The sequence below is a fragment of the Metabacillus sp. 84 genome (assembly GCF_050107715.1).
In the GTDB taxonomy this organism is placed as follows: Bacteria; Bacillota; Bacilli; order Bacillales; family Bacillaceae; genus Metabacillus_B.
In genome coordinates this window covers 279664-305772 of sequence record NZ_JBNILN010000004.1, presented here as the reverse complement: position 1 = coordinate 305772, position 26109 = coordinate 279664, and the positions used below count along the sequence as shown (strand labels likewise).

The 26109-nt window shown below is 45.6% G+C and carries 23 protein-coding genes; 22 read left to right on the top strand and 1 reads right to left on the bottom strand.

Annotated elements, in window-relative coordinates; all coding sequences use genetic code 11:
- Positions 1-6 precede the first annotated feature (6 nt).
- The 8 genes from ACQCV8_RS10460 (at position 7) to ACQCV8_RS10425 (ending at position 8834) form a co-directional block, all read left to right on the top strand.
- Positions 7-1545: an acyl-CoA carboxylase subunit beta gene (locus tag ACQCV8_RS10460; protein ID WP_426844563.1), complete on the top strand. Its 1539-nt coding sequence runs from the start codon at positions 7-9 to the stop codon at positions 1543-1545.
- A gap of 130 nt (positions 1546-1675) precedes the next feature.
- On the top strand, positions 1676-2557 hold the full coding sequence (locus ACQCV8_RS10455; protein ID WP_426844562.1) for a 2-dehydropantoate 2-reductase: 882 nt from the start codon (positions 1676-1678) through the stop codon (positions 2555-2557).
- A gap of 16 nt (positions 2558-2573) precedes the next feature.
- Positions 2574-2960, top strand: a complete 387-nt coding sequence (locus tag ACQCV8_RS10450) for a DUF3397 family protein (protein WP_426844561.1) — start codon at positions 2574-2576, stop codon at positions 2958-2960.
- Between the two features lie 91 nt (positions 2961-3051).
- Positions 3052-4674 (top strand): bacillithiol biosynthesis cysteine-adding enzyme BshC, encoded by a 1623-nt coding sequence (gene bshC, locus ACQCV8_RS10445; protein WP_426844560.1) that lies wholly within the window; start codon positions 3052-3054, stop codon positions 4672-4674.
- 122 nt (positions 4675-4796) lie between these two features.
- Positions 4797-5228: a division/cell wall cluster transcriptional repressor MraZ gene (mraZ, locus tag ACQCV8_RS10440; RefSeq protein ID WP_426844559.1), complete on the top strand. Its 432-nt coding sequence runs from the start codon at positions 4797-4799 to the stop codon at positions 5226-5228.
- 71 nt (positions 5229-5299) lie between these two features.
- On the top strand, positions 5300-6232 hold the full coding sequence (gene rsmH / locus ACQCV8_RS10435; RefSeq protein WP_426844558.1) for a 16S rRNA (cytosine(1402)-N(4))-methyltransferase RsmH: 933 nt from the start codon (positions 5300-5302) through the stop codon (positions 6230-6232).
- An 82-nt stretch (positions 6233-6314) separates the two neighbouring features.
- On the top strand, positions 6315-6689 hold the full coding sequence (gene ftsL / locus ACQCV8_RS10430; RefSeq protein ID WP_426844557.1) for a cell division protein FtsL: 375 nt from the start codon (positions 6315-6317) through the stop codon (positions 6687-6689).
- Between the two features lie 3 nt (positions 6690-6692).
- The gene (locus tag ACQCV8_RS10425) at positions 6693-8834 is read left to right on the top strand and encodes a penicillin-binding protein (protein WP_426844597.1); all 2142 of its coding nucleotides are present in this window, start codon (positions 6693-6695) and stop codon (positions 8832-8834) included.
- Positions 8835-9380: 546 nt separating this feature from the next.
- Here ACQCV8_RS10425 and ACQCV8_RS10420 read toward each other — a convergent pair.
- Positions 9381-9608: a hypothetical protein gene (locus tag ACQCV8_RS10420; protein WP_426844556.1), complete on the bottom strand. Its 228-nt coding sequence runs from the start codon at positions 9606-9608 to the stop codon at positions 9381-9383.
- Between the two features lie 75 nt (positions 9609-9683).
- Here ACQCV8_RS10420 and ACQCV8_RS10415 point away from each other — a divergent pair, with 75 nt between their 5' ends.
- From ACQCV8_RS10415 to spoIIGA, 14 genes are all read left to right on the top strand, one after another.
- Positions 9684-11603 (top strand): stage V sporulation protein D, encoded by a 1920-nt coding sequence (locus ACQCV8_RS10415; protein WP_426844555.1) that lies wholly within the window; start codon positions 9684-9686, stop codon positions 11601-11603.
- A gap of 288 nt (positions 11604-11891) precedes the next feature.
- Complete coding sequence (locus tag ACQCV8_RS10410; protein WP_426844554.1) at positions 11892-13406, top strand: UDP-N-acetylmuramoyl-L-alanyl-D-glutamate--2,6-diaminopimelate ligase; 1515 nt, start codon at positions 11892-11894, stop codon at positions 13404-13406.
- Between the two features lie 99 nt (positions 13407-13505).
- Positions 13506-14480, top strand: a complete 975-nt coding sequence (gene mraY / locus ACQCV8_RS10405; RefSeq protein WP_426844553.1) for a phospho-N-acetylmuramoyl-pentapeptide-transferase — start codon at positions 13506-13508, stop codon at positions 14478-14480.
- Positions 14481-15836, top strand: coding sequence for a UDP-N-acetylmuramoyl-L-alanine--D-glutamate ligase (murD, locus tag ACQCV8_RS10400; RefSeq protein WP_426844552.1), 1356 nt, complete (start codon positions 14481-14483; stop codon positions 15834-15836). It begins immediately after the preceding gene.
- A gap of 62 nt (positions 15837-15898) precedes the next feature.
- Positions 15899-16999, top strand: a complete 1101-nt coding sequence (gene spoVE, locus ACQCV8_RS10395) for a stage V sporulation protein E (RefSeq protein WP_426844551.1) — start codon at positions 15899-15901, stop codon at positions 16997-16999.
- A gap of 296 nt (positions 17000-17295) precedes the next feature.
- Positions 17296-18396: an undecaprenyldiphospho-muramoylpentapeptide beta-N-acetylglucosaminyltransferase gene (murG, locus tag ACQCV8_RS10390; RefSeq protein WP_426844550.1), complete on the top strand. Its 1101-nt coding sequence runs from the start codon at positions 17296-17298 to the stop codon at positions 18394-18396.
- A 23-nt stretch (positions 18397-18419) separates the two neighbouring features.
- Positions 18420-19343 carry a UDP-N-acetylmuramate dehydrogenase gene (gene murB / locus ACQCV8_RS10385; RefSeq protein ID WP_426844549.1) on the top strand — a complete coding sequence of 308 codons (924 nt, stop codon included), beginning with the start codon at positions 18420-18422 and terminating at the stop codon, positions 19341-19343.
- Between the two features lie 279 nt (positions 19344-19622).
- On the top strand, positions 19623-20438 hold the full coding sequence (locus tag ACQCV8_RS10380) for a cell division protein FtsQ/DivIB (RefSeq protein ID WP_426844548.1): 816 nt from the start codon (positions 19623-19625) through the stop codon (positions 20436-20438).
- Positions 20422-21126, top strand: a complete 705-nt coding sequence (locus tag ACQCV8_RS10375; RefSeq protein ID WP_426844547.1) for a DUF881 domain-containing protein — start codon at positions 20422-20424, stop codon at positions 21124-21126. Before ACQCV8_RS10380 ends, ACQCV8_RS10375 begins: the two co-directional genes overlap by 17 nt.
- A 28-nt stretch (positions 21127-21154) precedes the next feature.
- Positions 21155-21880 carry a DUF881 domain-containing protein gene (locus ACQCV8_RS10370; RefSeq protein WP_426844546.1) on the top strand — a complete coding sequence of 242 codons (726 nt, stop codon included), beginning with the start codon at positions 21155-21157 and terminating at the stop codon, positions 21878-21880.
- Positions 21880-22245: a small basic family protein gene (locus tag ACQCV8_RS10365; protein WP_426844545.1), complete on the top strand. Its 366-nt coding sequence runs from the start codon at positions 21880-21882 to the stop codon at positions 22243-22245. Before ACQCV8_RS10370 ends, ACQCV8_RS10365 begins: the two co-directional genes overlap by 1 nt.
- A 201-nt stretch (positions 22246-22446) precedes the next feature.
- The gene (ftsA, locus tag ACQCV8_RS10360) at positions 22447-23739 is read left to right on the top strand and encodes a cell division protein FtsA (RefSeq protein ID WP_426844544.1); all 1293 of its coding nucleotides are present in this window, start codon (positions 22447-22449) and stop codon (positions 23737-23739) included.
- 42 nt (positions 23740-23781) lie between these two features.
- Positions 23782-24939, top strand: coding sequence for a cell division protein FtsZ (gene ftsZ, locus ACQCV8_RS10355; protein WP_426844543.1), 1158 nt, complete (start codon positions 23782-23784; stop codon positions 24937-24939).
- Between the two features lie 222 nt (positions 24940-25161).
- Positions 25162-26085 (top strand): sigma-E processing peptidase SpoIIGA, encoded by a 924-nt coding sequence (gene spoIIGA, locus ACQCV8_RS10350; protein ID WP_426844542.1) that lies wholly within the window; start codon positions 25162-25164, stop codon positions 26083-26085.
- Positions 26086-26109: the final 24 nt, after the last annotated feature.

Sequence of the window (26109 nt, the reverse complement as noted above, 5' to 3'; positions counted from 1 at the left end):
TCATTAATGAAGATGATGGAACTGGATGGACAGCTGAAGGAAAAGATTGCGGAAGCTGAGGCTGGCGGCCATCCTAAATACCACGAAAAATCACGGCAGCAGGGGAAGCTTTTCGTCCGGGACCGCTTAAAACAGCTGTTTGATAACGGGCAGTATACGGAGGATGGGAAATTCGCCAACCATCTTGCCGGAGACCTTCCGGCAGATGGCGTCGTAACGGCTATTGGCAAGGTTCATGGCCAAACCGTTTGTGTGATGGCGAATGACTCAACGGTTAAAGCTGGCTCCTGGGGTGCGCGGACCGTTGAAAAGATTATCCGAATTCAGGAAACGGCAGAAAAATTAATGGTGCCTCTTCTATATTTAGTTGATTCCGCCGGTGCAAGGATTACCAATCAGCTCGATATGTTTCCAAACCGAAGGGGAGCTGGCAGAATCTTTCATAATCAGGTCCGGCTGTCAGGAATGATCCCTCAGGTATGTCTCCTTTTTGGACCGTCGGCCGCAGGTGGGGCATACATTCCTGCTTTCTGCGATATCGTCATCATGGTGGAAGGAAATGCCTCCATGTATTTAGGGTCTCCCCGGATGGCCGAGAAGGTCATAGGCGAGAAGGTGTCGCTTGAAGAAATGGGCGGAGCGCGGATGCATTGCAGCGTCAGCGGATGCGGAGATGTACTTGTATCTACAGAGGAGGAAGCCATAGCCGAAGCCCGCACATATATGACCTATTTTCCCGGAAATTTCAAGCATAAGCCATCAGGCAAAGAGCCGGCTGCCCCGGTCTCTGAAAAAGCTCTTTCTGCTATTGTTCCTGAGAATCAGAATGCGCCTTTCAATATGTATGAAGCAATCGATACGCTGATTGACGGAGGCAGTTTCTTTGAAATCAAAAAGCTATTTGCCCAGGAGCTCATAACCGGATTGGCGAGAATAGATGGGAAGACTGTAGGAGTTGTAGCCAATCAGCCGAGGGTAAAAGGCGGAGTCCTGTTTGTGGATTCTGCCGATAAGGCGGCAAAATTCGTAACCCTGTGTGATGCTTTTAATATCCCGCTCCTTTTCCTGGCGGATGTACCCGGATTTATGATCGGGACGAAAGTGGAAAGAGCGGGTATCATCCGGCATGGAGCTAAAATGATCGCTGCGATGAGCTCAGCCACTGTGCCGAGGATTTCGGTTATTATCCGAAAGGCTTATGGAGCGGGGCTGTATGCTATGTCAGGACCTGCATTCGAGCCGGATTGCTGCATCGCTCTTCCATCTGCTCAAATTGCGGTGATGGGCCCGGAGGCGGCAGTTAACGCTGTATACTCAAATAAAATTAATGAAATAGAAGACCCGAAGGAACGAATGAATTATGTGCTTGAGAAACAGCAGGAATATAAGGAGCACATTGACATTTACCGGCTTGCTTCAGAGATGATTATCGATCATATCGTCGGGGCGGACGATCTCCGAAATGAATTGGTCATCCGGTTTAGTCAATATGAATCGAAAGAAGAAGCACTCCCTTATAGAAAACATCCCGTCTATCCCGTATGATCTAATAATGACTCCAATCCTGCATGGTAATGCACAGATGGAGTCATTTTTTTATTTTCGTTTCCCAAACAGATGTTTTGCAGCGCCAATATTTGGTATGATAAGGGAAATAAAGAGGAGGCGTGTTTTCATGAACGCTGGAGTTATCGGCGGCGGAGCCATCGGTTTGCTTTTTGCTGCCTACCTGAGCCGCACCCACTGCATCACAATCTATACAAACACAGAGGAACAAGCAGCCGCTATAAGGGAAAACGGAATCACGCTGCTGAAAGGGAGTGCCCCGCTTCAAAGCTTCCCGGGCGCAACAGCCTCCAGGCATTACAAGGAGGAGCTTCTGATTTTGACGGTCAAACAGTTTCAGCTGCCTTCTGTACTGGAAAATCTTTCTCCTTCACATCCGAAGACCCTTCTATTCCTGCAGAATGGAATGGGACATATCCATAGTTTATCAGAGCTGAGAGGGCATAATTTGTATACGGGTTCAGTCAGTCACGGTGCGTTTAAACGCTCTTTAAACGAAGTGAGACACAACGGGAGCGGCGGAACCGTTTACTCCGCTTTTTCTGCAGAAGGGGCAGCACATGATGAGGGACTTATACAATCACTGGGAACGGAAGATTTCCCTTTTCTCCTCGCCCCTGACTGGTATATTGTCCTTGCTGAAAAGCTGCTTGTAAACGCTTGTGTAAATCCATTAACGGGACTGTTAAAGGTCCGGAACGGAGAGCTTATAGACAACCCCCACTATTTACATTTGTTAAAAAAAGTCTTCAATGAGGCCTTTGAAATTTTGGAGCTCCCCGATAAAACGAAACAATGGGAGAACGTACAGAAAGTGTGCAGCATGACATCTGATAATACATCCTCCATGCTTCAGGACCTTGCCAATGGGAGAAAGACAGAAATTGAAGGCATTGCGGGCTTTCTATTGGAAGAGGCAGCTAAAAAAAGGGTGCAGGCGCCCATTCTTGATTTTACATATAAAGCGATTAAAGGAATGGAAAGTATGTGAAACGGAGGACAATCATTTGGCTGGAGTTATCTCAGTTTTGCTTGGCGCGGCCGCAATAGTACCGGTACTATGCCTGGTCATGCTTATAGCCGCGTTCAAAACGATTACAGGAAAAGGGAAAAAGGCGGTTCTCGCTGCAGCAGACGTAAGTGTAATGATTTTTTTCTTCTCAGTTTATATTAAAGTAATCACCATCTGGAGGATTGAACCTTCCATGTATCTATTTTGGACATTTATAGGGTGGAGCTTCCTATTCACTCTGTTTTTCGCCTTTTCAGGGTGGAAAAGACCGGGGCGGGCATTTAAAAAAATGTGGAGGCTGTCCTTTCTTGTTTATTTTCTTGCGTCCCCATTGCTGTTTTTTTATGGCGCCGGATTATTTGCGGTCAGAGAGTTTTACTAAAGGACTGGTGAGACGTATTTTTTAACAAAGCCTTCAAGAAGTGCTATACTTTTTGACGGAATGCATTTTTAACCGAGAAAGGAAGTACATCATGGAGATATCTGAGTTCTCCCTGCAATCGGCGAATCCGTTTGTCAGTGCACTGCTTGAAAAAAAGCTAGATAGTTATACATACTTTGATTATGACATCCACCAGGAAGATGTTTATAGAAAACGGCACAGCGATCTGCTTAGCGGTTCTTTTAACAGAAAAGAGCTGTTTTCCTGTCTGAAAACGTACAATGAAAAATTCCAGGCACCTGCGGCTATGCATAACATCGAAAGGCTGCTCGACAGCCAGAGCACAGTAGTGGTGGGCGGCCAGCAGGCAGGACTGCTTACAGGCCCCCTTTACACCATCCATAAAGTGATTTCTATTTTGACCCTCGCCCGGCAGCAGGAGGAAAAACTTGGGACACCCGTGATACCCGTATTCTGGATCGCGGGGGAAGATCACGATTTTGATGAAATCAATCATGTCTATATACAAAAGAATAACCGCATTAAAAAGAAGGCAGTCAGCCAGAGGATAACTGACAAGAGATCAGTCGCATTTGCAGAGCTCGACCATACTGCCTGTAAAAGATGGGTAGAAGAAGTCATTCAATCTTATGGGGAAACGCAGTATACGAAAGGGCTGTTGAACAAATTAACCGCATTCCTGGATAAATCCTCCACTTATACAGAATTTTTCGAATGGCTTATTATGGATTTGTTCGGCTCTGAGGGACTTGTTCTGATTCAATCTGCAGACCGTAGCCTCCGGGAATTTGAAACAGAATATTTCCAGACGCTAATCCGGAAAAATGATGAGATTGCACGGGCGGTTTTACATCAGCAGCAGCTGATTCGGTCTCATGGTTTTTCCCCGATTATTGAAACGGCCTTGGAAAGTTCAAATCTTTTCTATGAATTGGACGGAGAACGCGTATTGCTGCATAGAGCGGAAGCGGGCGGATTTACGGATAAGGAAGGCAGGCTGTCTTTTACCGATCAGGAATTAATGGACGAAGCAGCCGCATATCCGGAAAAATTCAGCAACAATGTTGTGACAAGGCCCATCATGCAGGAAATGATCCTCCCAACACTGGCTTTTATTGCCGGTCCGGGAGAAATATCCTACTGGGCGGAGTTAAAAAAGGCATTCCAAACAATGGGTTTGAAGATGCCGCCGGTCATCCCGAGGCTCAATATTACCATTCTGGAACGGTCTATAGAGTCAGACCTTAAACAATTGCACATGGAATTGGAAGAAGCCTTACAAGCTGACTGGAAAGAGAAAAAACAGAAGTGGATGGAGGAACACCAGGAGCTTGACATCGATTCACTTGCAGAGGATGCGATTCAGCGCACGAGAGAGATTCACAGTGGCCTGTCAGAACGGATTATTTCAGAGTTTTCAGTGATGGAAAGTTACACAAATAAAAACATTCAATTTATTGTTAGGCAAATGGACCTGCTTCGAAAAGAAACAAAGAAAAATATAGAGCAGAAACACCATCACATTTTATCGAAATTTGACAGGGCAGAACGCTCTATTTTACCTGAAGGACTTCCGCAGGAAAGAATCTGGAACATTTATTACTATTTAAACAAGTATGGGAGTCAATTCACGCAAAATCTTTCGGGTTTGTCATATTCTTTTAATAATCAACATAAGGTTGTCAAATTATAACGTAAATTTTTTAAAAATCCTGTGCTGCACAGGGTTTTTTTTTGTTTTGAACTCGTGTAGAATGGGAAGTGGAGATAAGTGGGGGAAAGTGGTGAGTCAGGGAGAGAGAGTGGGGACAGGTCATGTTCATGGGGGAATATCAGCATACAATCGATGCAAAAGGCCGCATGATCGTCCCAGCTAAATTCCGTGATGGGTTGGGTGAGTCTTTTGTCCTAACGAGAGGGCTCGACCAATGTCTGTTCGGCTATCCAAAAGCTGAATGGGAAATCATGGAGGAAAAGCTGAAGGCTCTTCCGCTTACCAAAAAAGACGCTCGGGCGTTTACACGATTCTTCTTTTCAGGTGCCGTTGAATGCGAACTGGATAAACAGGGGCGGATCAACATTGCATCCCCTCTGCTGAATTACGCTAAGCTTGAAAAAGATTGCGTTGTCATCGGTGTATCAAATCGAATTGAGCTTTGGAGCAAGCCGGTTTGGGAAGACTATGTAAATCAGCAGGAAGATTCTTTCGCGGAAATAGCTGAAAACATGATTGATTTTGATATATAATGAATCATTGTGCATAGGTCTTTACACGGTCTATACAGGCATATTCGAATTTGATAAAGGTGGTATCATCCATGTTTAAGCATAAAACAGTTTTACTGAGAGAAACGGTAGATGGACTGAACATAAAACATAACGGTACATACGTTGATTGCACACTTGGCGGTGCAGGTCACAGTGAATATCTTCTTTCTCAATTATCAGCAGAAGGCAGGCTGTTCGCTTTTGACCAGGATGACACAGCCATTGAGCATGCAAAAAACAAACTATCGGATTATGAAGGACAGGCCATCCTCATTAAAAGCAATTTCAGATACATCAGAGAAATGCTTGCGGAACAAGGTGTTGAAACAGTAGACGGCATTCTTTTTGATTTAGGAGTCTCATCTCCGCAGCTGGATACACCCGAAAGAGGATTCAGCTACCATCATGATGCACCCCTTGATATGAGAATGGATCAGCAATCTGATTTATCCGCCTATGATGTCGTGAACACTTGGAGCTATGAGGATCTGGTGCGGATTTTTTTCCGCTACGGAGAAGAAAAATTCTCAAAGCAAATTGCAAGGAAGATAGAAGCGAAGCGCGATAAGGAACCGATCCAAACGACATATGAGCTTGTAGAACTCATTAAAGAGGGCATTCCCGCGCCGGCAAGGCGTACAGGAGGCCACCCGGCCAAAAGAATTTTCCAGGCGATCCGCATTGCTGTTAATGATGAGCTGAAAGTGTTTGAGGAGGCAATTGAACAATCGATTGAACTTCTGAATCCGGGCGGAAGAATCAGTGTCATCACCTTCCATTCATTAGAAGACCGGATCTGCAAAACAACGTTCAAGCAGGCTGCTGAAGTTCCTCAGCTCCCGCCGGGTCTTCCGATTATTCCAGAGGGATTTGAACCGAAAATTAAACTCATTACGAGAAAGCCGATTTTGCCCGCAGAGGAAGAGCTGACTGAAAATAACCGGTCACGTTCCGCAAAACTCCGTATAGCAGAAAAGCTTTAAAGCTCGGATGACACATAGATAAAGAAAGCCTTTGATAAAAAAATGAAAACCAACTAAAAAATCCTGAAGAGGAGGGCCAGCCATGAGCAATTTAGCAGTAAAAGTAAATCAGCGCTCGCAGGAGCAAACGAAACGCCGGCAGCATCAGCATACCGAAACACAGGCAGTACCGGTAAAAAGGAGACTTCCCATCACCCTTGGAGAAAGGGTTCTGCTCGTTCTGTTCGTCCTGGGCTTGGCCGCAGCGGGCGTTCAGCTGATCTCAAGCAGTGTAGCTTCCTATCAGTCAAGCATTGAGGTGCAAAAGCTCGAAGCCCAAGTGGAAGCACAAACGAAAAAGAACAGCGATCTTTCTGTTCAAGTTACAGAATTAAGCAACTATGACAGGCTGATGAGCAAAGCAAAAGAGATGGGACTTAAGCTTGATAAGGACAATGTGAAAGGTCTTACCAATTAAATGATGCTGAAAAAAAATAAAAATATGAATAGAGGAGCAGCCGTATTAGCAACACTTTTTGCGGCGCTCTTCTTTATCATTGCTGCCAGGTTTCTTTATATCCAGCTTACTGGTCAAGTCGATGGACAAGTCCTCGCAGTACGGGCGGCCCAAAAGTACGAGGAAAAGCAAACCCTCGAGGCCTCAAGAGGGTCAATTCTCGACCGCAATGGAAAAGCGATTGCTGAGGATACATCAGCCTATAAAATCGTAGCTGTTTTGGATGATGAGCTGACTACAAACCCAAAAAAGCCGCAGCATGTAGCAGATAAAGAGGAGACGGCCGAAAAACTTGCTCCCCTTCTTGGGATCGAGCCGTCAAAAATGCTTGAAATTCTTAAAAAGGATGCGAAACAAGTAGAATTCGGCTCTGAAGGACGGAATTTAAGCCAGACAAAAAAACTGGAGATTGAAAAACTTAAGCTTCCTGGCATCGCTTTTGTTAAAAGCCAGAAACGATTTTACTCGAATGGTGTATTTGCCTCCCATGTTATAGGCTATGCTCAGAAAAATGAAGATACAGGGGCTATAAACGGGATGCTTGGGCTTGAAAAGAGTCTCGACAGCCATCTTCAGGAGAAGGATGGTGCCATCCAATATGAAAAAGATCATTACGGATGGAAGCTTCCTGGCAGTGAAGACAAAATCACCCCTCCTGATAACGGAAAGAACGTTTACCTGACACTTGATCAAAAAATCCAAGCGTTCATGGAAGATGCTATGAATGAAGCGGTTAAGGAGTACAATCCAAAAAAGGTGATGGCGGTAGCAGCCGACCCAAAAACCGGAAAAATTCTGGCAATGAGCCAGCGTCCAAGCTTTAATCCGAACACAAGGGATATTAACAACTACACAAACGATATCGTCGGCTATCCGATTGAGCCAGGTTCAACAATGAAAATGTATACCGTGGCGGCGGCAATAGAGGCAGGTGTATATAAAGGCGACTCCACCTACAAATCGGGAAGCAATAAGATCGGCAAATATACGATTCGGGATCACAACAAAACCGGCTGGGGCGAGATTACATTTAATGAGGGATTTGAGCGCTCCTCAAATACAGCCATGATTAATCTGGCGATGAAGCTTGGCCCGGATGCGTATAGTGATTATATGAAAAAGTTTGGCTTTGGTACAAAAACAGGAATAGACCTCCCTGGAGAAGAGGCGGGTCAAATCAAATCAGACAGTAAAATTTCCCTGGCAACTGCGTCTTTCGGCCAAGGTTCAACAGCCACAGTGATTGAGCAAATTCAGGCTGCGACAGCGATTGCCAACGATGGGAAAATGATGAAGCCCTATATCATTGATCAGATTGTAGACACTGACATAAATAAAGTAGTCAGCAAAAATGAGCCTAAGCAAGTAAGCCAGCCCATTTCGGAAAAAACGGCTTCCCAGGTACGGGATTTAATGGGGAAAGTGGTAACTTCCAAAAATGGCACAGGAAAACCATATGCCATTGAAGGCTATGATGTAGCGGGAAAGACCGGAACAGCCCAAATACCGGGGGAAAACGGCCGTTACATGACCGGGAAGGAAAACTTCATTTTCTCGTTTATGGGAATGGCGCCTAAGGATGATCCGGAACTCCTCGTATACGTAGCGGTTCAGCAGCCTGAGCTGGAACCGACTGAAACCGGATCCATGCCTGTTTCCGGAATATTTAAGACCATCATGCAAAACAGTTTGCAATATCTGCAGATAGAACCGGATGAAAAACAGCCAGAAAAGGAAAAAACTAACGCCAAAGATCCAGTCATGGAATCTGTAATAGGCTTAAATAAAAAAGAAGCTGAATCCAGACTTAAAAACGGCGGCTATCAGCCGATTGCGCTAGGAACAGGCACGACAGTAGAAGCACAGTCCCCATCTGAAACTTCTGTACTGGCCAAAGGGGAAAAAGTCTTTCTTCAAACGGGCGGCCGAGTCAAAATGCCCGACATCTCCGGATGGTCTAAAAGGGACATTATGAAGCTTGCCGATTTGCTGCAGCTCCGTGTTTCTTTTACCGGAGAAGGATTTTCTGCGAAGCAGAGCCTGCCAAAAGGAACGCTGGTCAGTGAAGACACGTTACTGACCGTTAAGCTAAAGCCTCATTTTTGATGATTGGGGCGGGGCGCTGTTTTGGAACAGTATGATAAAATGATGACGTTCAGCAGCGCAAGTACCTCCGTCCCTCCTTGCGGGGAAGTCCCGGGGAGAGAGGCGGAATGCTCTATGTCCCTCTCCTCCAGCGTTTTTAATAGGCTGATGCAGGAGTTAAGGCAGCGGGCGTAATTGGGGTCGGAGGCTCTCCTCCGACCCCTTATTTGTGCTTGATTGGATTCAGAGGAGAGCCCTTTAATCCTGCAGCGTGTTTCTCGTATCGCGGACAGAGATTTAGCGCGCTTTGGCAGAGCTGGGGTTGGAGGCGATTTTCTAAGGCAGGGGTCAGGTGTCCGGCAAAGAGATAACAGTGTGTAAGTGTAACGGAGCTTTACTGCTGTAAAGGGGCGGGGGACAGAGACAGCAGGGTGTCAACCCTTGCGCACCAGGGACTGACAGATCTGGTGCCGGAGCTTTAGTGCAGCAGCGAAAGTGGGGCCAGGCACGGTGCCTGGCCCCTGTTGCTTTACCGTACTGGGGGACAGAGGCACGAATCTGTAATCCCTAGTCCGCCAATGGCTCAGTGAGTGGGTGCCGGAGCTTTAATCCTTTAGCGGAAGTGGGGTCAGACGCACTGACGATGCATGGTATTATAAAAACTCCCAATTCAGAAGGGACCATCCTTTTTAAAAACGCTGCTAAAAATTGCTGAACAGCCGCTTGTATATCTCCTCTCATCTCCTCCTTCTCTTTCAGCACACATGATTTCATTGGCAGGAAGGGTCCAGTCACCCTAATCCCCCTTGCCGTTCTAATCACACCTGTACAAGCATATAGTGGGAGGAGCATAGACAAGGAGTGATTTTGTTGCGCGTATCCCAGGTAACCGTCAGAAAACGACTGGCTGCTGTATTCCTGATTGGTGTGCTTGTATTTGCGGTGATTGATGTCAGGCTTGGCTATGTCCAGTTTGTGCTGGGGAATAAGCTGACAGCCGGAGCAAAGGACTTATGGAGCCGCAATCTTCCGTTTGAACCTGAGCGGGGGGAAATTTTAGACCGGAATGGTGAGAAGCTGGCTACAAATATTAGCGCGCCAACCGTATACGCAGTCCCGAGACAGGTTGAGAATCCTGCGGAAGCGGCGTCGAAGCTTGCACCGGTACTGAATATGACGACAAAGAAAGCGTATGACTTCCTGACAATGAACGAGATGATTGTCACGCTTAAGCCGGAAGGGAGAAAAATTTCCCATGAGAAGGCAGGTGAAGTCAGAGCGCTTGGTTTAAAAGGGGTCTACATTGGCGAAGACAGTAAGAGATACTATCCGAACGGAAGCTACCTGTCCCATGTTCTTGGATTTGCAGGAATCGATAATCAGGGGCTTCTCGGCTTGGAAGCCTATTATGATGATGAATTGAAGGGGGAGAAAGGGTTTGTCAAATTCTACTCCGATGCAAAAGGAAAAAGAATGCCGAATGAAGCAGATGATTACAGGCCTCCTGTAGACGGGCAAACGCTAAAGCTCACAATTGACTCAAAAGTACAGACAATCATCGAAAGGGAACTGGATCTTGCTCAGGCTCAATACAATCCGGATGGAATGATTGCCATTGCCATGAATCCGAAAAACGGGGAAATACTGGGAATGTCCTCCAGGCCTGATTTCGATCCTGCCAGCTATCAGGACGTAGAGCCAATTGTATATAACCGGAATCTCCCGGTATGGAGCACGTATGAACCCGGATCTACCTTCAAAATCATCACCCTTGCAGCAGCACTTGAAGAACAAAAAGTGGACCTGGAGCATGATCATTTCCACGATCCTGGTTCAGTTGAGGTAGCCGGTGCAAGGCTGAAGTGCTGGAAGAGAGGCGGCCATGGATCGCAGAGCTTTTTGGAGGTAGTCCAGAATTCATGCAACCCTGGTTTTGTAGAGCTCGGTCAAAGACTTGGGAAAGAGAAGCTTTTTAAATACATCAAGGAGTTCGGATTCGGTCAAAAAACCGGGATCGATTTACAGGGAGAAGGAAGAGGAATCCTCTTTAACATCGATCGGGTGGGGCCGGTTGAACAAGCAACTACCGCATTCGGACAAGGAGTCTCGGTCACACCGATTCAGCAGGTAGCCGCGGTATCCGCAGCAGTAAACGGCGGGGTTTTGTATACCCCTTATATTGCGAAAGAATGGGTGGACCCGATCACCGGAGAAATCATAAGCAGGACCACGCCACAGGGAAAAAGAAGGGTCATATCAGAGGAGACCTCCAAGCAGATTCGATACGCTCTGGAAAGTGTAGTAGCTGCGGGAACTGGGAGAAACGCTTTCGTGGAAGGCTACAGGGTGGGCGGAAAAACCGGAACCGCCCAAAAAGTAAGCAACGGTGTTTACTTGAAAAACAATTTTATTGTTTCATTCATCGGGTTTGCCCCAGCTGATAATCCCGAACTCGTCGTCTATGTAGCGGTTGATAATCCAAAAGGGACAGTCCAGTTCGGGGGGACCGTTGCCGCCCCGATTGTAGGGAACATTATGAGGGACAGCCTGCCAGAAATGGGCGTAAAGCCTAGAAAAGATCAAATTGAAAAGGTGTACAAGTGGGGAGACACAAAGAAGGTGGAAGTTCCGAATCTTTTAGGTATGGAGCTGGATGAACTGAGGGAACAGCTGATCAATGTAAAATTTGATGTTGCAGGCAGCGGGAATGCAGTTGTTCAGCAATCTCCTGCAGCCGGGACGAAGGTGAATGAAGGTTCCGCTATCCGTGTATTCATGGGTAATCCATGATCGTAAGAGTACGATGAGCATTTCTGGAGACCTGCTATTGGCAAATCAGTCCGTCTGAGCAAAGCAAGGCTTAGCCGGGCTGTTTTTTTTGAATATAAAGATCCGTCCGGCTACTTCTTCTCAACACTGCTCAGCCAAAAGTGAAAAATTGGCTCAGTGCAGATAAACATGAGGAGTCCGCATCTCACAAAAGGTTGGCTCTTTTCATTGAAGTGAGATAAAATATGAACTGTATGCATAAAAGCATATGGTTATTTTAAAGAGTGTGAATTGAGAGGTTTGATAAGGATGAAGTTGACTGATTTGCTTTCCTGTTTACATTTTGGAGAATTCCGTCCAGACGGAAACCCTGACATTGAATCAATTGAAATGGATTCTAGAAATGCAGGAAAAGGGAGCTTGTTTATTTGTATAAAAGGCTATACAGTAGACGGGCATCATTTTGCCGGACAGGCTGTAGACCAAGGGGCAGTGGCTGTTATAGCTGAGCGAAAGCTTGACCTTCCTGTGCCCGTTATCATAGTGCCTGATTCAAACAGAGCAATGGCTGTACTTGCGGATGCATTTTACGGACAGCCGACACAGAAACTTCATTTAATCGGCGTGACCGGTACAAACGGGAAAACGACAACCGCCCATTTAATTGAAAAAATTATGAAGTCTGCCGGTAAAAATACCGGGATGATCGGTACCATGTACATAAAAATCGGAGATGAGACTCTGGAAGTCAGAAATACAACTCCTGAAAGCCTGACTCTTCAAAAAACATTTAAGAAAATGACTGACAATGGGGTTTCCAATGCTGTAATGGAAGTATCCTCCCATGCTCTTCATATGGGCAGGGTCCACGGCTGTGACTATGATGTGGCGGTATTTACCAATCTTACGCAGGATCATCTGGACTACCATGGAACGATGGAAGCCTACAAACAGGCAAAAGGACTGCTGTTTGCCCAGCTTGGAAATACGTTTAACCATTCCCGGCCAAAATATGCGGTGATCAATCAGGATGATGACGCGGCAGCTGATTATAAAAGCATGACAGCTGCACACATCTTGACTTACGGGATTGATCAGCCCGCAGACATTACGGCATCAGCTATTCAGATGACATCAAGCGGCACAGAATTTATGCTGAAAACCCCTTACGGATCAAGAAGGATGAAGCTGAAGCTCATCGGAAAATTCAGCGTTTATAATGTGCTTGCAGCTGTTGGAGCGAGCCTCGCTTCAGGTATAGCCCTTGAGACCGCCGCTGCTGCACTCGAGGAGGCAGACGGTGTCAGAGGGAGATTTGAACTGGTGGATGCCGGACAGCCTTTTGCTGTCATCGTGGATTATGCCCATACACCTGATAGTCTGGAAAATGTTTTAACTACCGTCAAGCAGTTTTCCGAAGGCAGAACCTTTGTTGTAGTAGGCTGCGGAGGAGACAGGGACAAAACAAAGCGCCCGTTAATGGCTCAAATTGCTGTTAAATATGCAGACGAACCGATTTTCACATCGGATAATCCCAGAAGTGAGGATCCGCTTGATATCCTGGCCGATATGGAGGAGGGTGTCCGGGATCATTATTACCATTCCATATCAAACCGGGAGCAGGCCATCTTTTTCGCCGCTGCGAATGCAAAACCTGGAGATGTTGTGCTCATAGCCGGGAAAGGCCATGAAACCTATCAGCAAATAGGCAGCAGGACTTATGATTTTGACGACAGGGAAGTAGCCATTAAAGCAATCAGCAGCTTAAAAATCGGCTACAGCCCGACAATGGCATCCAAGAATGATAACGGAAGAGAGCAGTGAGGAAAATGAGTATGTTAAGACGGTGTAAACATAATAGAATATCCATTGCATATGATGTTCACGTAGAGACAAGGATGGAGCTTGAAGGAGGAAGGCGCAGTGCTTGAGCAAGTTATTTTATTTACCATTTTGATGGGGTTTTTAATTAGCGTTCTGCTTTCTCCTGTCTTTATCCCGTTTTTAAGAAGATTGAAATTTGGACAAAGCATTCGGGATGAAGGTCCGAAGTCCCATATGAAAAAATCAGGAACGCCTACTATGGGCGGTATCATGATTATTCTTTCTATTATTGTAACGACCCTCGTGATGACGGGGAAATTTGCTCAGCCAAGTGTAGAAATGTATTTGCTGCTTTTTGTTACATTTGGATACGGAGTGCTGGGATTCCTTGATGATTTTATAAAAGTTGTGATGAAGCGCAATCTGGGCCTGACTTCTAAGCAAAAACTTATCGGACAGATTATGATTGCAATCGTGTTTTACCTGGTTTTCAGACAATACAATTTTTCAACAGAAATCCGTGTGCCGGGCACAGAATTTGCGTTTGATCTCGGCTGGGCCTATGTGCTGCTGATTGTCTTTATGCTGGTTGGAGGATCCAATGCGGTCAATTTGACAGACGGTTTGGATGGATTGCTTTCCGGAACGGCTGCTATTGCGTTTGGAGCGTTTGCCATTCTTGCCTGGAATCAGAATCAGATTGATGTTGCCATTTTTTCTGTGGCAGTGGCCGGGGCTGTTCTTGGGTTTCTTGTGTTTAATGCCCATCCAGCCAAAGTATTTATGGGCGATACCGGATCGCTTGCCCTGGGAGGCGCGATCGTGACGGTGGCAATCTTGACAAAGCTTGAAATTCTGCTTGTCCTGATTGGAGGGATTTTCGTTTTGGAAACTCTGTCGGTCATCATTCAGGTCATTTCCTTTAAAACGACCGGTAAAAGAGTTTTTAAAATGAGTCCACTCCATCACCATTATGAGTTATCAGGCTGGTCAGAGTGGCGTGTTGTCGTTACATTCTGGACAGCCGGACTTATTTTTGCTGTTATCGGAATTTATATTGAGGTGTGGATGTAAGTGAAGACAATACAAACATTTGCAGGGAAACCTGTTCTCGTACTCGGGCTTGCCAAGAGCGGATTTGCAGCAGCAAAGCTCCTTCATAAGCTGGGTGCTGACGTGACGGTAAATGATATGAAACCCTATGAAGAGAATGAATCAGCGCAGATTCTTCATGATATGGGAATGAAAGTAATTTGCGGCAGTCATCCTCAAACACTGCTCGAGGATGAGAAGATTGAAATCGTTGTGAAAAACCCGGGTATTCCATATACCAATCCAGTGCTCGTTCAGGCTGCTGAAAAAAGGATTCCGATTATTACAGAGGTAGAACTCGCTTATCTTATATCTGAAGCAGATATCATTGGGATCACGGGTTCAAACGGGAAAACGACCACAACGACAATTGTGTATGAAATGCTGAAAAAAGGCGGCTTCAAGCCGCTCATCGCAGGCAACATTGGTACGGTAGCCTGTGAAGTAGCCGAACATGCTCAAAAGGAAGAGGTCATAGTAATGGAGCTCTCATCTTTTCAGCTCCAGGGCACCAACACCTTCAGGCCGGCTGCAGCTGTTATCCTAAACCTATTTGATGCCCATCTCGATTATCACGGGACAAGAGAAGCGTATGCAGATGCGAAAGGCAAAATCTATGAGAATTTGAATCCTGATCACCACGCGGTGATTAATGCAGACGATCAGGAGGTATGCAGACTCTCTGAAAATACGAGGGCCAAAAAAGTCTTTTTTTCTGTCAAACAGGAGCTTGAAGAAGGGGTCTTTATCCGCAATCAAGCGATTTGGTACGGGACGGAACGCCTCATTGATGTAAAAGACATTGTTCTTCCGGGGAAACACAACCTGGAAAACATACTGGCCGCAATCGCTCTTGTCAAAACGAGAGGATGCTCAAATGAGGCCATCATAAGCGTTCTTACATCATTTTCAGGAGTTGTGCACCGTCTTCAGCACGTGCGGACCATAAGGGAACGCAAGTTTTACAATGATTCAAAAGCAACCAATATTCTGGCCACCTCTAAAGCGCTTGATGCCTTTGAACAGCCCGTTATTCTTCTCGCCGGAGGGCTGGACAGAGGAAATGAATTTGATGAATTAAAGCCTTCCATGAAGAATGTAAAAGCGCTGATCAGTTTTGGAGAAACCGCTCCAAAGCTTGAAAGAACAGCAAGAGAAGCCGGAATAGAAGTGATCAAACGTGTCGATAATGTGGAACAGGCAGCCGGCGCGGCTTACGGTCTTTCGAATGAAGGCGATATTATTCTGCTATCTCCCGCATGTGCAAGCTGGGATCAGTATAAGACATTTGAACAAAGAGGAGACATGTTTGCAAGTGCCGTGCATAAGCTAGATTGAGGGCTCGTACCGCGGCATCTGCCGGGAGCCTGACCCTTTAGACGAAATAGAGGTGTATGGCTTTGACGGCGAAAAAAACGACTCCGGATTTTATTTTAATTATTGTCACGCTTCTGCTGCTGGCAGTGGGCCTTATAATGGTTTACAGCGCCAGTGCAATCTGGGCAGACTATAAATTTGATGATTCCTTTTTCTTTGCGAAAAGACAGCTGTTATTTGCCGGCATTGGAGTCATCGGCATGTTTTTTATTATGAACATAGATTACTGGACATGGAGAACGTGGGCTAAAGTTTTGATGCTGGCCTGTTTTGTTCTTCTGATAGCGGTACTGGTGCCGGGGATTGGGATGGAGCGCAACGGTTCTCGAAGCTGGATCGGTGTCGGGGCATTTTCCATTCAGCCATCGGAGTTTATGAAATTTGCCATGATTGCTTTTTTAGCTAAATACCTTTCTGAGCATCAAAAGAAGATTACATCGTTTAGAAAAGGCCTTGTTCCCTCACTGGGACTTGTTTTTATAGCTTTTGGAATGATTATGCTGCAGCCTGACCTTGGAACAGGTACAGTGATGGTTGGAACGTCTGTTGTGATGATTTTTACAGCAGGAGCAAGGATTCGGCATTTTGGCCTGCTAGGCTTGCTTGGTGTGGCTGGATTCGCTGCCCTCGTTTTATCTGCGCCCTATCGGATGAAGCGCATTACTTCATTCATGGATCCGTGGCAGGACCCGTTAGGAAGCGGATTTCAAATTATCCAGTCTTTGTATGCAATCGGGCCGGGCGGATTATTCGGAATGGGATTGGGTCAAAGCAGGCAAAAGTTCTTTTATTTGCCGGAACCTCAAACTGACTTCATCTTCGCGATTCTTTCAGAAGAACTCGGATTTATCGGAGGGTCCCTTGTTTTGCTTCTGTTCTGCCTAATGCTTTGGAGGGGTATTCGAATAGCGCTTGGTGCACCGGATCTGTACGGTGCCTTTTTGGCAGTAGGGGTTATCGGAATGGTGGCCATTCAGGTTATGATCAACATCGGTGTCGTAACAGGCCTTATGCCGGTCACCGGTATCACCCTTCCTTTTCTCAGCTATGGCGGCTCATCCCTGACGTTAATGCTGATGGGAATAGGGGTATTGCTGAATATCAGCCGATATGCAAAATATTAAACAAACAGGCCATTTGTCGGATGAGGCTGACCCTGCTTAGGATGAAGACTCCGCAGAAGAGCTGTGCCTGAGCTTGCCGTGCCAGCCCATCCCATTTAAAAATGGATTTATTAAAGCATGGTGTTGATTTTTAAATCTGCTGAATGGATCGGAATGCGCGAGTCTTCGGGCTCAGAGCAGCGGGACAAGTGAGAGCCAGGAGTTGCTCAGCTGCTTCGGATAGGCAAACGGATGCTGCAGTCAACAGCCAAATTTACGAAAGCTTTTATAAAAAAGGGCATCGAGGAGGAAACGGAATGAAGATCGCTGTCAGCGGAGGCGGAACCGGAGGCCATATTTATCCGGCACTGGCATTAATCAAAGAAATGAAAAAGAAAAATCCCTCGGCGGAATTTTTATACATAGGAACAGAGAACGGCCTTGAAAAAGGAATTGTGGAAAGAGAAGGGATCCCTTTTAAAGCCATTGAGATTACAGGCTTCAAAAGGAAACTTTCATTGGATAACGCCAAGACCGTCATGAGGTTTTTAAAGGGAGTCCAGACCAGCAGGAAATATTTAAAAGAATTTAAGCCGGATGCTGTAATCGGAACAGGAGGGTACGTTTGCGGCCCTGTTGTATATGCAGCGGCAAAATTAAAGATTCCGTGCGTGATCCATGAGCAAAACAGTCTTCCGGGCCTGACTAACAAATTTTTAGCAAGATATGCAGATAAAGTTGCGATTTGCTTTGAAGAAGCGAGACGGTATTTTCCAGGCAATAAGGCAGTTATGACAGGGAATCCGCGTGCTTCTGAAGTCGCAGGGGTAAACGGGGAAAAAGGTAAATTGTCTGCAGGGTTAAAGCCCGGGAAAAAATCTGTCCTCGTTTTTGGCGGGAGCAGGGGAGCGAGGCCGATAAATAAGGCCATTCTAGAGGTTCTTCCGGATTTAGAAAAAAAAGATTACCAGATTCTTTACGTTACAGGTGAAGTTCATTATAATCAAGTCGCAGAAGAAGCAAAGACACTCGGATTTCCTGAAAATGTAATTATCAAGCCATTCATCCACAATATGCCGGAAGTGCTGGCCGGAACAGATTTGATCGTTGGAAGAGCAGGCGCTACATCCATAGCTGAAATCACAGCGCTGGGGCTTCCAAGCATTCTTATTCCAAGTCCGTATGTTACAGCGAACCATCAGGAAGTCAACGCGAGGTCTCTAAGTGATAAAGGTGCTGCTGTTTTGATGCTGGAAAAGGATTTAACAGGGAAATCGCTTCTCAGCGAAATAGACAGCATTATGAAGGATGAAGCAAAGCTAATGAATATGAGGACTGCTTCCTCTGAAATCGGGATGCCCGATGCAGCGGCCCGGCTCGCAGAGGTGCTGGAAGAAGTATCAGGCAGCAAAAATTAATGATTGTTTTACAGGAGGGCATAATGGAGAACGTCATCAGAGAGTTAGAAGAGGCAAAAGTTGGCAAAATACTGGTCAATGAACCATTATCCAAGCATACTACGATGAAAATAGGCGGACCGGCGGATTGTCTTGTACAGCCTGATGGGGTTGAGAGCATTGAAACCATCATCCAGATTGTTAAGAAATACAAGATCAAGTGGCGGGCAATCGGCAGAGGCTCCAATCTTCTCGTTTCAGATGAGGGAATTGAAGGAGTGGTAATCAAGCTTTCCGATGGCCTGGACCATATGGAGCTGGACGGTGACATACTGACGGTTGGCGGCGGTTATTCTGTGATTAAGCTTGCTACTATTATCAGCAAAAAAGGTTTTTCAGGACTTGAATTTGCAAGCGGCATCCCCGGTTCTATAGGCGGGGCAGTCTACATGAATGCAGGAGCGCACGGCTCGGATATGAGCAAAATACTGCTGAAAGCCCGCATCTTGTTTGAAGATGGCACCATTGCCTGGCTTACAAAAGAAGACCTGCAGTTCTCCTACCGCACTTCAATTCTTCAAAATAAGCGACCCGGAATTTGCCTGGAAGCTGTCCTTCAATTGGAAGCTGGCGAAAAGGAATCCATTGTGAAAATCATGCAGAAAAATAAAGATTACCGGAGAGAAACCCAGCCCTGGAATTATCCATGTGCAGGGAGCATATTCAGGAACCCGCTGCCTGAATATGCAGGGGCACTGGTAGAAAAAGCAGGGCTGAAAGGTCATAGGATAGGCGGAGCGCAAGTCTCGGATATGCACGGGAACTTTATTGTGAATGCAGGCGGTGCAACGGCTGCAGATGTATTGAATCTGATTGCATTTATTAAAAAAACCATTTTTGAACAATATGGAGTGGAGCTTGAAACAGAAGTCGAAATTATCGGGCGGAAACCTGATAAAACAGCTTAATTAATCCGCCTATTGTGCTATAATGACTAATATAGGAAAAATGTAAAACGGCATCCTGGATGCCGTTTGTTTATATTATAAATTTTGAATTACAGTAGAAAACTATAGAATGAATGTCAGCGGAAAAGAAAAAGGAAGGCTCATGTCTGCGTACCGCTGCAGCGCCGCAAAACCCAAACACTGCTGCAGACCTATGCACCACGTCCGTTCTTTGCTGCAGATGGCGCTTAAAGCTTTATGCACTCCCTTCCGCTTTTGTTCAGAAAGGTGATTGGGAATTTGAATAATCGAATGGAACAGGAAAAAATTGTTTCGATCGAAGACCGCATCCCCAAATTGAAACAGCAGCGCAAGCAAAAAACCAATAAAAGGCTCATTATGTTTTTGTGCCTGTTTTTCATTTTGATTCTTCTTGTTATTTATTTTCAGTCTCCGCTCAGTAAAATAGCGGTCCTTGAAGTAACAGGAAATTCCCACTCAATTGAAAAGGAAATCCTGAAAGCCAGCGGAGTTGAGAAGGGGACAGGCTTCTGGAATCTTAATGAAGACAAGACAATAGCAAATGTAAAAAAACTAAAAGAAATAAAATCTGTACAAGTTTTAAAGACTTTCCCCAATAAAGTCACTCTTCAAGTCGAAGAGTATAGGCGGGTGGCTTATGCTGAAAAAAATGGAAGCTATCTGCCGATACTTGAAAACGGAGTGGTAATAAAATCGGACGCACAGTCGCTGCCTGCTGATGCTCCAATATTGATCAATTGGAACGACGCTGAACACCTTCAGGAAATGGCAACCGCTCTTCTGAAAATTCCGAAGCCAATCACCGCCTCCATTTCAGAGATTTACCATACACCTGAGAAGAATGATTCCTGGCATATCACATTGTATATGAACGAAGGGTTTATCATCAGCGGCTCCGTGAGGAACATAGCAGAAAAGATTAAGGATTATCCTTCAATTGTGTCTCAGCTGAAGCCAGGTTCAAAAGGGATCATTCATATGGAAGTGGGCACGTATTTTGAATCCTTTGACAAGCCTGAAGAAAACAGCGGAAAAACAAAACAGGGAGAAGAGACAGATGAAGTTCAAGGGTAAGTATATTCTGCTCTCCATGGTTATGCTTGTCCTGGGATATTTGATTGCGTTCTCCTACCAGCTTACGAATGAAGGAAGCAAGGGAAGCATTTCAGCAGAAAAGTGGAATAAAGAATATGAATCAAGGCAGCTTCTCGTGGAACAGGAAGAAAAGAATCTTGAGCTTGGGGAAGAGCTGCATAAAAAACAGCAAAGCGTACAAAAGCTTGAAGAAAACCTAAAGAAAGACAAGCAGGCTTCAAGCGTCATGGTGGAAGAAATTGAAGAGCTTAGAATGTATGTCGGTGAAATTGGCGTGAAAGGGGAGGGGGTTCAGATTACCCTCGAAGACTCTTCTTACGTACCTGCCGATGAAAATGCCAATAATTATATTGTTCACGAAAGCCACATCTTTAAAGTAATCAATGAACTTTTAATTTCCGGTGCTTCTGCTGTCTCAATCAACGGGCAGCGAATTTCTGCAGACTCCTATATTTACTGCAACGGCCCGGTTGTGACAGTGGATGGAAATCAGTTCCCAGCTCCGTTCGTCATATCTGCGATAGGGGACCCGGATACGATGCTTGCTGCCTTTACTATTTCAGGCGGAATATCTGATCAGCTCGTCTTCGACAATATCGTCGTAAAATCTGAAAAGAAAAGTGAGATTACAATGAAACCTATGCTTCAGGGTGAACGTGCATCCTGATCGCTCATAGATGTAAGGAGTAAAGAATGTGTCAGGACAGAAAAAGATAGTGGGCTACACGCTGATCATGGGTCTCTTCGGTTTTATGCTGTCCGTTCAGTTTCTATCGATAAAGGAGCCGGTTATTCGAGACACAAGGGACCTATGGGAAATCAGGGAAGATTTAAAGGAAGAACAGAAAAAACATACGGAGCTGGTGGCAGGTATAAGAAAATACGATGAGCTTTTAAGCACCTATGAATCAGGGGAAGAGGCGGCGGGTGAAGCTGCTTTGAAAAATACGCTGCAGGAGCTCAAAATCCAAGCCGGTTTAACCGAAGTAAAAGGAGAAGGGCTCGCGCTTCACCTGAAACCACTGTTTAATGAAGAGCTTATTGGGGAAAATACTCTATCTGTCTCACCGGACCTGCTGAGAAGACTGTTAAATGAACTGAATACGTACGATGCAAAGTATATTTCCATCAATGGCATAAGGGTTACCGGCACAACCGTAATCCGTGACATAAATGGAGTGACGAAAATGGACGGCTACTCATTAAATTCGCTTCCCATTGAAATCAGAATCATTGCGGAGGATGCAGAAAAGCTGTCTGACAGGGTTAAAGCATCCGGTACTCATGACTTGTTCGCCATCGATAATATTAAGCTTGAAGCAGAGGATCCCTCATCTGATATCGTGATTCCGGGAAGCGATAAGAAAATCCCCAGCGGCAAGCTTTCATATGATGAAGGCGTTAAAGGGGGAACTAACTAATGTGGCTGCCAGTGCTTGGGCTGATCCTCGGGATTGCTCTTGGTTTTACCACTGAAATTAAAATCCCTGCAGAGTACTCAAATTACCTGTCCATTGCGATCCTGGCTGCCTTGGATACCCTGCTTGGGGGAATACGCGCCCAGCTTCAAAACATATACGATGAGCTTGTGTTCGTGTCCGGCTTCTTTTTTAACATTTTATTGGCAGCGGCTTTAGCTTTTCTGGGTGTACATCTTGGTGTAGACTTATATCTGGTGGCGGTCTTTGCCTTTGGTGTAAGGCTGTTTCAAAACATTGCGGTTATCAGGAGAATTCTGATTGCTAAATGGAGTGAAGCCAGGAAAAATGTAAAAAAAGTTGAGTAAACTAGAGGGAAAAATGCTTCTTTTGCCGAATAAATTCCTATAGCGGAATTTCTGGCCTAACCGAAAAGGAGCGATTCTGCTGTTTTTGGCATGAAAAGGCAGATTACACACGTAAATCGTGCCCTAATCCAAGATCCAGATTGTAATCCAGCTTATCAAATAATAGAATAGAAATGTAGAGAGAGAAGGAGGTGCCATAGAATGAACAACAGTGAAATCTTCGTGAGTCTCGACATCGGTACATCCAGTGTTAAAGTAATCATCGGAGAAATGGCCGATGATGCTCTTAACGTAATAGGTGTTGGGAACGTCAAGTCAGAAGGATTAAAAAAGGGTTCGATCGTAGATATAGACGAAACCGTTCATTCTATTAAGAAAGCCGTTGAACAAGCGGAGCGCATGGTAGGAATTCCACTTAAAAGAGTTGTAGTAGGGGTTGCCGGAAACCATGTACATCTTCAGGAATGTCATGGAGTGGTTGCGGTTTCCAGTGAAAACAGGGAAATCGCCAATGAAGATGTCCGCCGCGTTATAGAAGCGGCACAGGTTATGTCGATTCCTCCTGAAAGAGAAATTATTGATGTCATACCCCGTCAGTTTATTGTCGACGGTCTGGATGAAATAAATGATCCCCGCGGAATGCTTGGGGTAAGGCTTGAAATGGAAGGGACAATCATTACCGGTTCCAAAACAATCTTACATAATTTGCTTCGCTGTGTGGAACGTGCGGGGCTTGAAATTACAGACATTTGTCTCCAGCCGCTGGCTGCCGGTTCTGTAGCACTTTCCCGGGATGAGAAAAATCTCGGAGTTGCCATGATAGATATAGGCGGCGGCTCCACAACGATCGCTCTTTTTGAGCAGGGTCATCTCCGGTCATCTTCCGTCCTTCCAATAGGGGGAGAGCATCTTACTAAGGATTTGTCCATTGGCTTACGGACCGCTACTGAAGAGGCGGAGAGAATCAAGGTAAAGCATGGGCATGCATTTTATGATCATGCTTCACCGGACGAGGTTTTTGAAGTATCGATAATTGGTACGGATCAAAAACAGCAATTTAACCAGCTGGAAATCTCTGATATCATTGAAGCAAGACTCGAGGAGCTATTTGAAATGGTGCAGCATGAGCTTGCACGTCTCGGAGTCAGAGATATGCCGGGCGGTTTCGTGCTTACCGGCGGCACAGTCAGCATGCCTGGAGTGCTTGAGCTTGCACAGGATATGCTACAGAGCAGTGTGAGAATTGCAAGCCCTGATTATATAGGGGTCAGAGAGCCGCGGTATATGACAGGTGTAGGGCTTATCCAATTTGCTTACAAAAATGCTAAAATTCAGGGAAGAAGAATTGGTTCCAACGTATCCCAGGAAGCTTACACTGAACAGGCGGCAGCTGTAAGAGAAGAACAGCCTCAGCGGACAAGCAAGCCTAAACAGCCAAATGAAGATAAGAAGCAAAGCAAAGTGAAAAAGTTTTTCGGCTACTTCTTTGATTAAAACGATCAACCAGAAGTGATTGATGGATTAGGAGGATTATGCATGTTGGAGTTTGAAACGAATATTGACGGTTTAGCAACAATAAAAGTAATAGGTGTAGGCGGAGGCGGGAACAACGCAGTAAACCGCATGATCGAGCATGGAGTTCAAGGGGTGGAATTCATTGCCGTCAACACGGATGCACAGGCACTGAATCTATCAAAAGCAGAAGTAAAAATGCAAATAGGCTCTAAGCTTACGAGAGGTCTTGGCGCAGGTGCCAACCCTGAAGTCGGGAAAAAGGCAGCGGAAGAAAGCAAAGAGCAGATTGAAGAAGCGCTTCGAGGCGCTGACATGGTATTTGTGACAGCCGGAATGGGCGGAGGAACAGGTACAGGTGCAGCCCCTGTCATAGCTCAAATTGCAAAAGATTTAGGTGCATTAACTGTTGGAGTTGTAACACGTCCGTTCACTTTTGAAGGAAGAAAGCGTGCGATGCAGGCTTCAGGCGGAATTTCATCTATGAAAGAATCCGTTGATACGCTGATTGTCATTCCAAATGACCGTCTTCTCGAAATTGTTGATAAAAATACACCGATGCTTGAAGCCTTCAGAGAGGCAGACAACGTACTGCGTCAAGGTGTACAAGGTATTTCGGATTTAATCGCAGTACCCGGTCTGATCAACCTTGACTTTGCTGATGTTAAAACCATCATGTCCAACCGTGGATCTGCCCTGATGGGAATTGGTGTTGCCACTGGAGAAAGCAGAGCGGCTGAAGCTGCTAAAAAAGCTATCTCAAGTCCGCTTCTTGAAACATCCATAGATGGAGCTCAAGGTGTCTTGATGAACATTACGGGCGGTGCCAACTTAAGTCTTTATGAAGTTCAGGAAGCCGCGGATATCGTTGCTTCTGCTTCCGATCAGGAAGTGAATATGATTTTCGGTTCTGTAATTAATGAAAACCTTAAGGATGAGATCGTAGTTACTGTCATTGCGACCGGCTTCAGCGAGCAGGAGATTAACCCTCCTAAACAGCCTCGCTTCGGAGGAACGGCTCAGCCTGCTCCTAACAAGCCTGCTATGCCTCAGAAACGCGAGCGTGATCGTGAGGTAAAGCGCGAGGAACCTGCACCATACAATGAAACTCCCCGCCAGCAGCAGCCGGACGATGCACTGGATATACCTACCTTCCTGCGCAACCGCAACAGAAGAAGATAAATAGAGTTTAAGCCTGGCACATCGATGATGCCAGGCTTTTTTTTATGCTCCGGTTAAGAGAAACTCTCCGGATAGAAGGGGTTTTGTTCCGACAAAACCCCTGAAAAAAACACGGGTTTCCCCTTCATGAATTGACAGACTTTACAGGACGATCTCTATATACTTATGGCTATATCCTGCATATAAGACAATCATTAGCCTGTTAAGGAAGTAGGTTGAACATTGTCCGTTTATCTAGATGTCATATGGATGCTGAATTTTTTATTTGACTTGTTTTTGCTGCTGCTTACCTCAGTGTTTTTGAAAAGGCCGAAAGTGTGGTATCGGCTTTTGCTGGGAAGCTTGATTGGTTCATCGATCATCTTATTCATGTTTACCCCAGTGAGCCCGTTTTTCAGCAGCCCCGGAGGAAAAGTTCTCATTTCTGCTGCTATGGTCTATACAGCTTATGGTTTTGTCCGCATCAGCTATTTTCTGCAAAATATGCTTATGTTTTATTTTGTCACGTTTGCTATTGGTGGAGGCCTGATCGGGACGCACTATTTTCTTCAGCAGGACAGCTATCTTGCAAACGGTGTACTTGTTACACAGACGACAGGATTTGGAGACCCGGTATCCTGGATTTTGGTTATCTGCGGTTTCCCGCTGCTGTGGCTGTTTTCATCCGGACGCGGAAAGGATGTTCAGGTGAAAAAGCTTCAATATCATGAAATTGTGAATGTTACAGCGGTATTTGGCGACTCCGTTCTATCGATGAAAGGTTTAATTGACAGCGGGAACCAGCTGTTTGATCCCATCACCCGGACTCCTGTCATGATTGCAGATACGGCCCTGCTGAGAGATGAGATTCCGGTAGAGCTGGCAGATCATGTGATGTCCGGACACATTCTTGAAAATCTGCCGGAGCTAGACGAGCACTGGGGTTTAAGAATGCGGATTATCCCCTACAGAGGCGTAGGGCAGCAAAATCAATTCTTAATCGGTCTGAAGCCGGATTCGATCACAATTCATACAGAAAAAGAAGAAATCAGCGTGAAAAAAGCCATTATCGGGCTGAGTTCATCCAAACTTTCGGCCGATGGGGACTTTAGCTGCATTGTTCATCCGCAAATGCTTCAGGGGGCAGCCTCGGCACATGTGTCCTAATATAACCAAATTATTATTAATTTA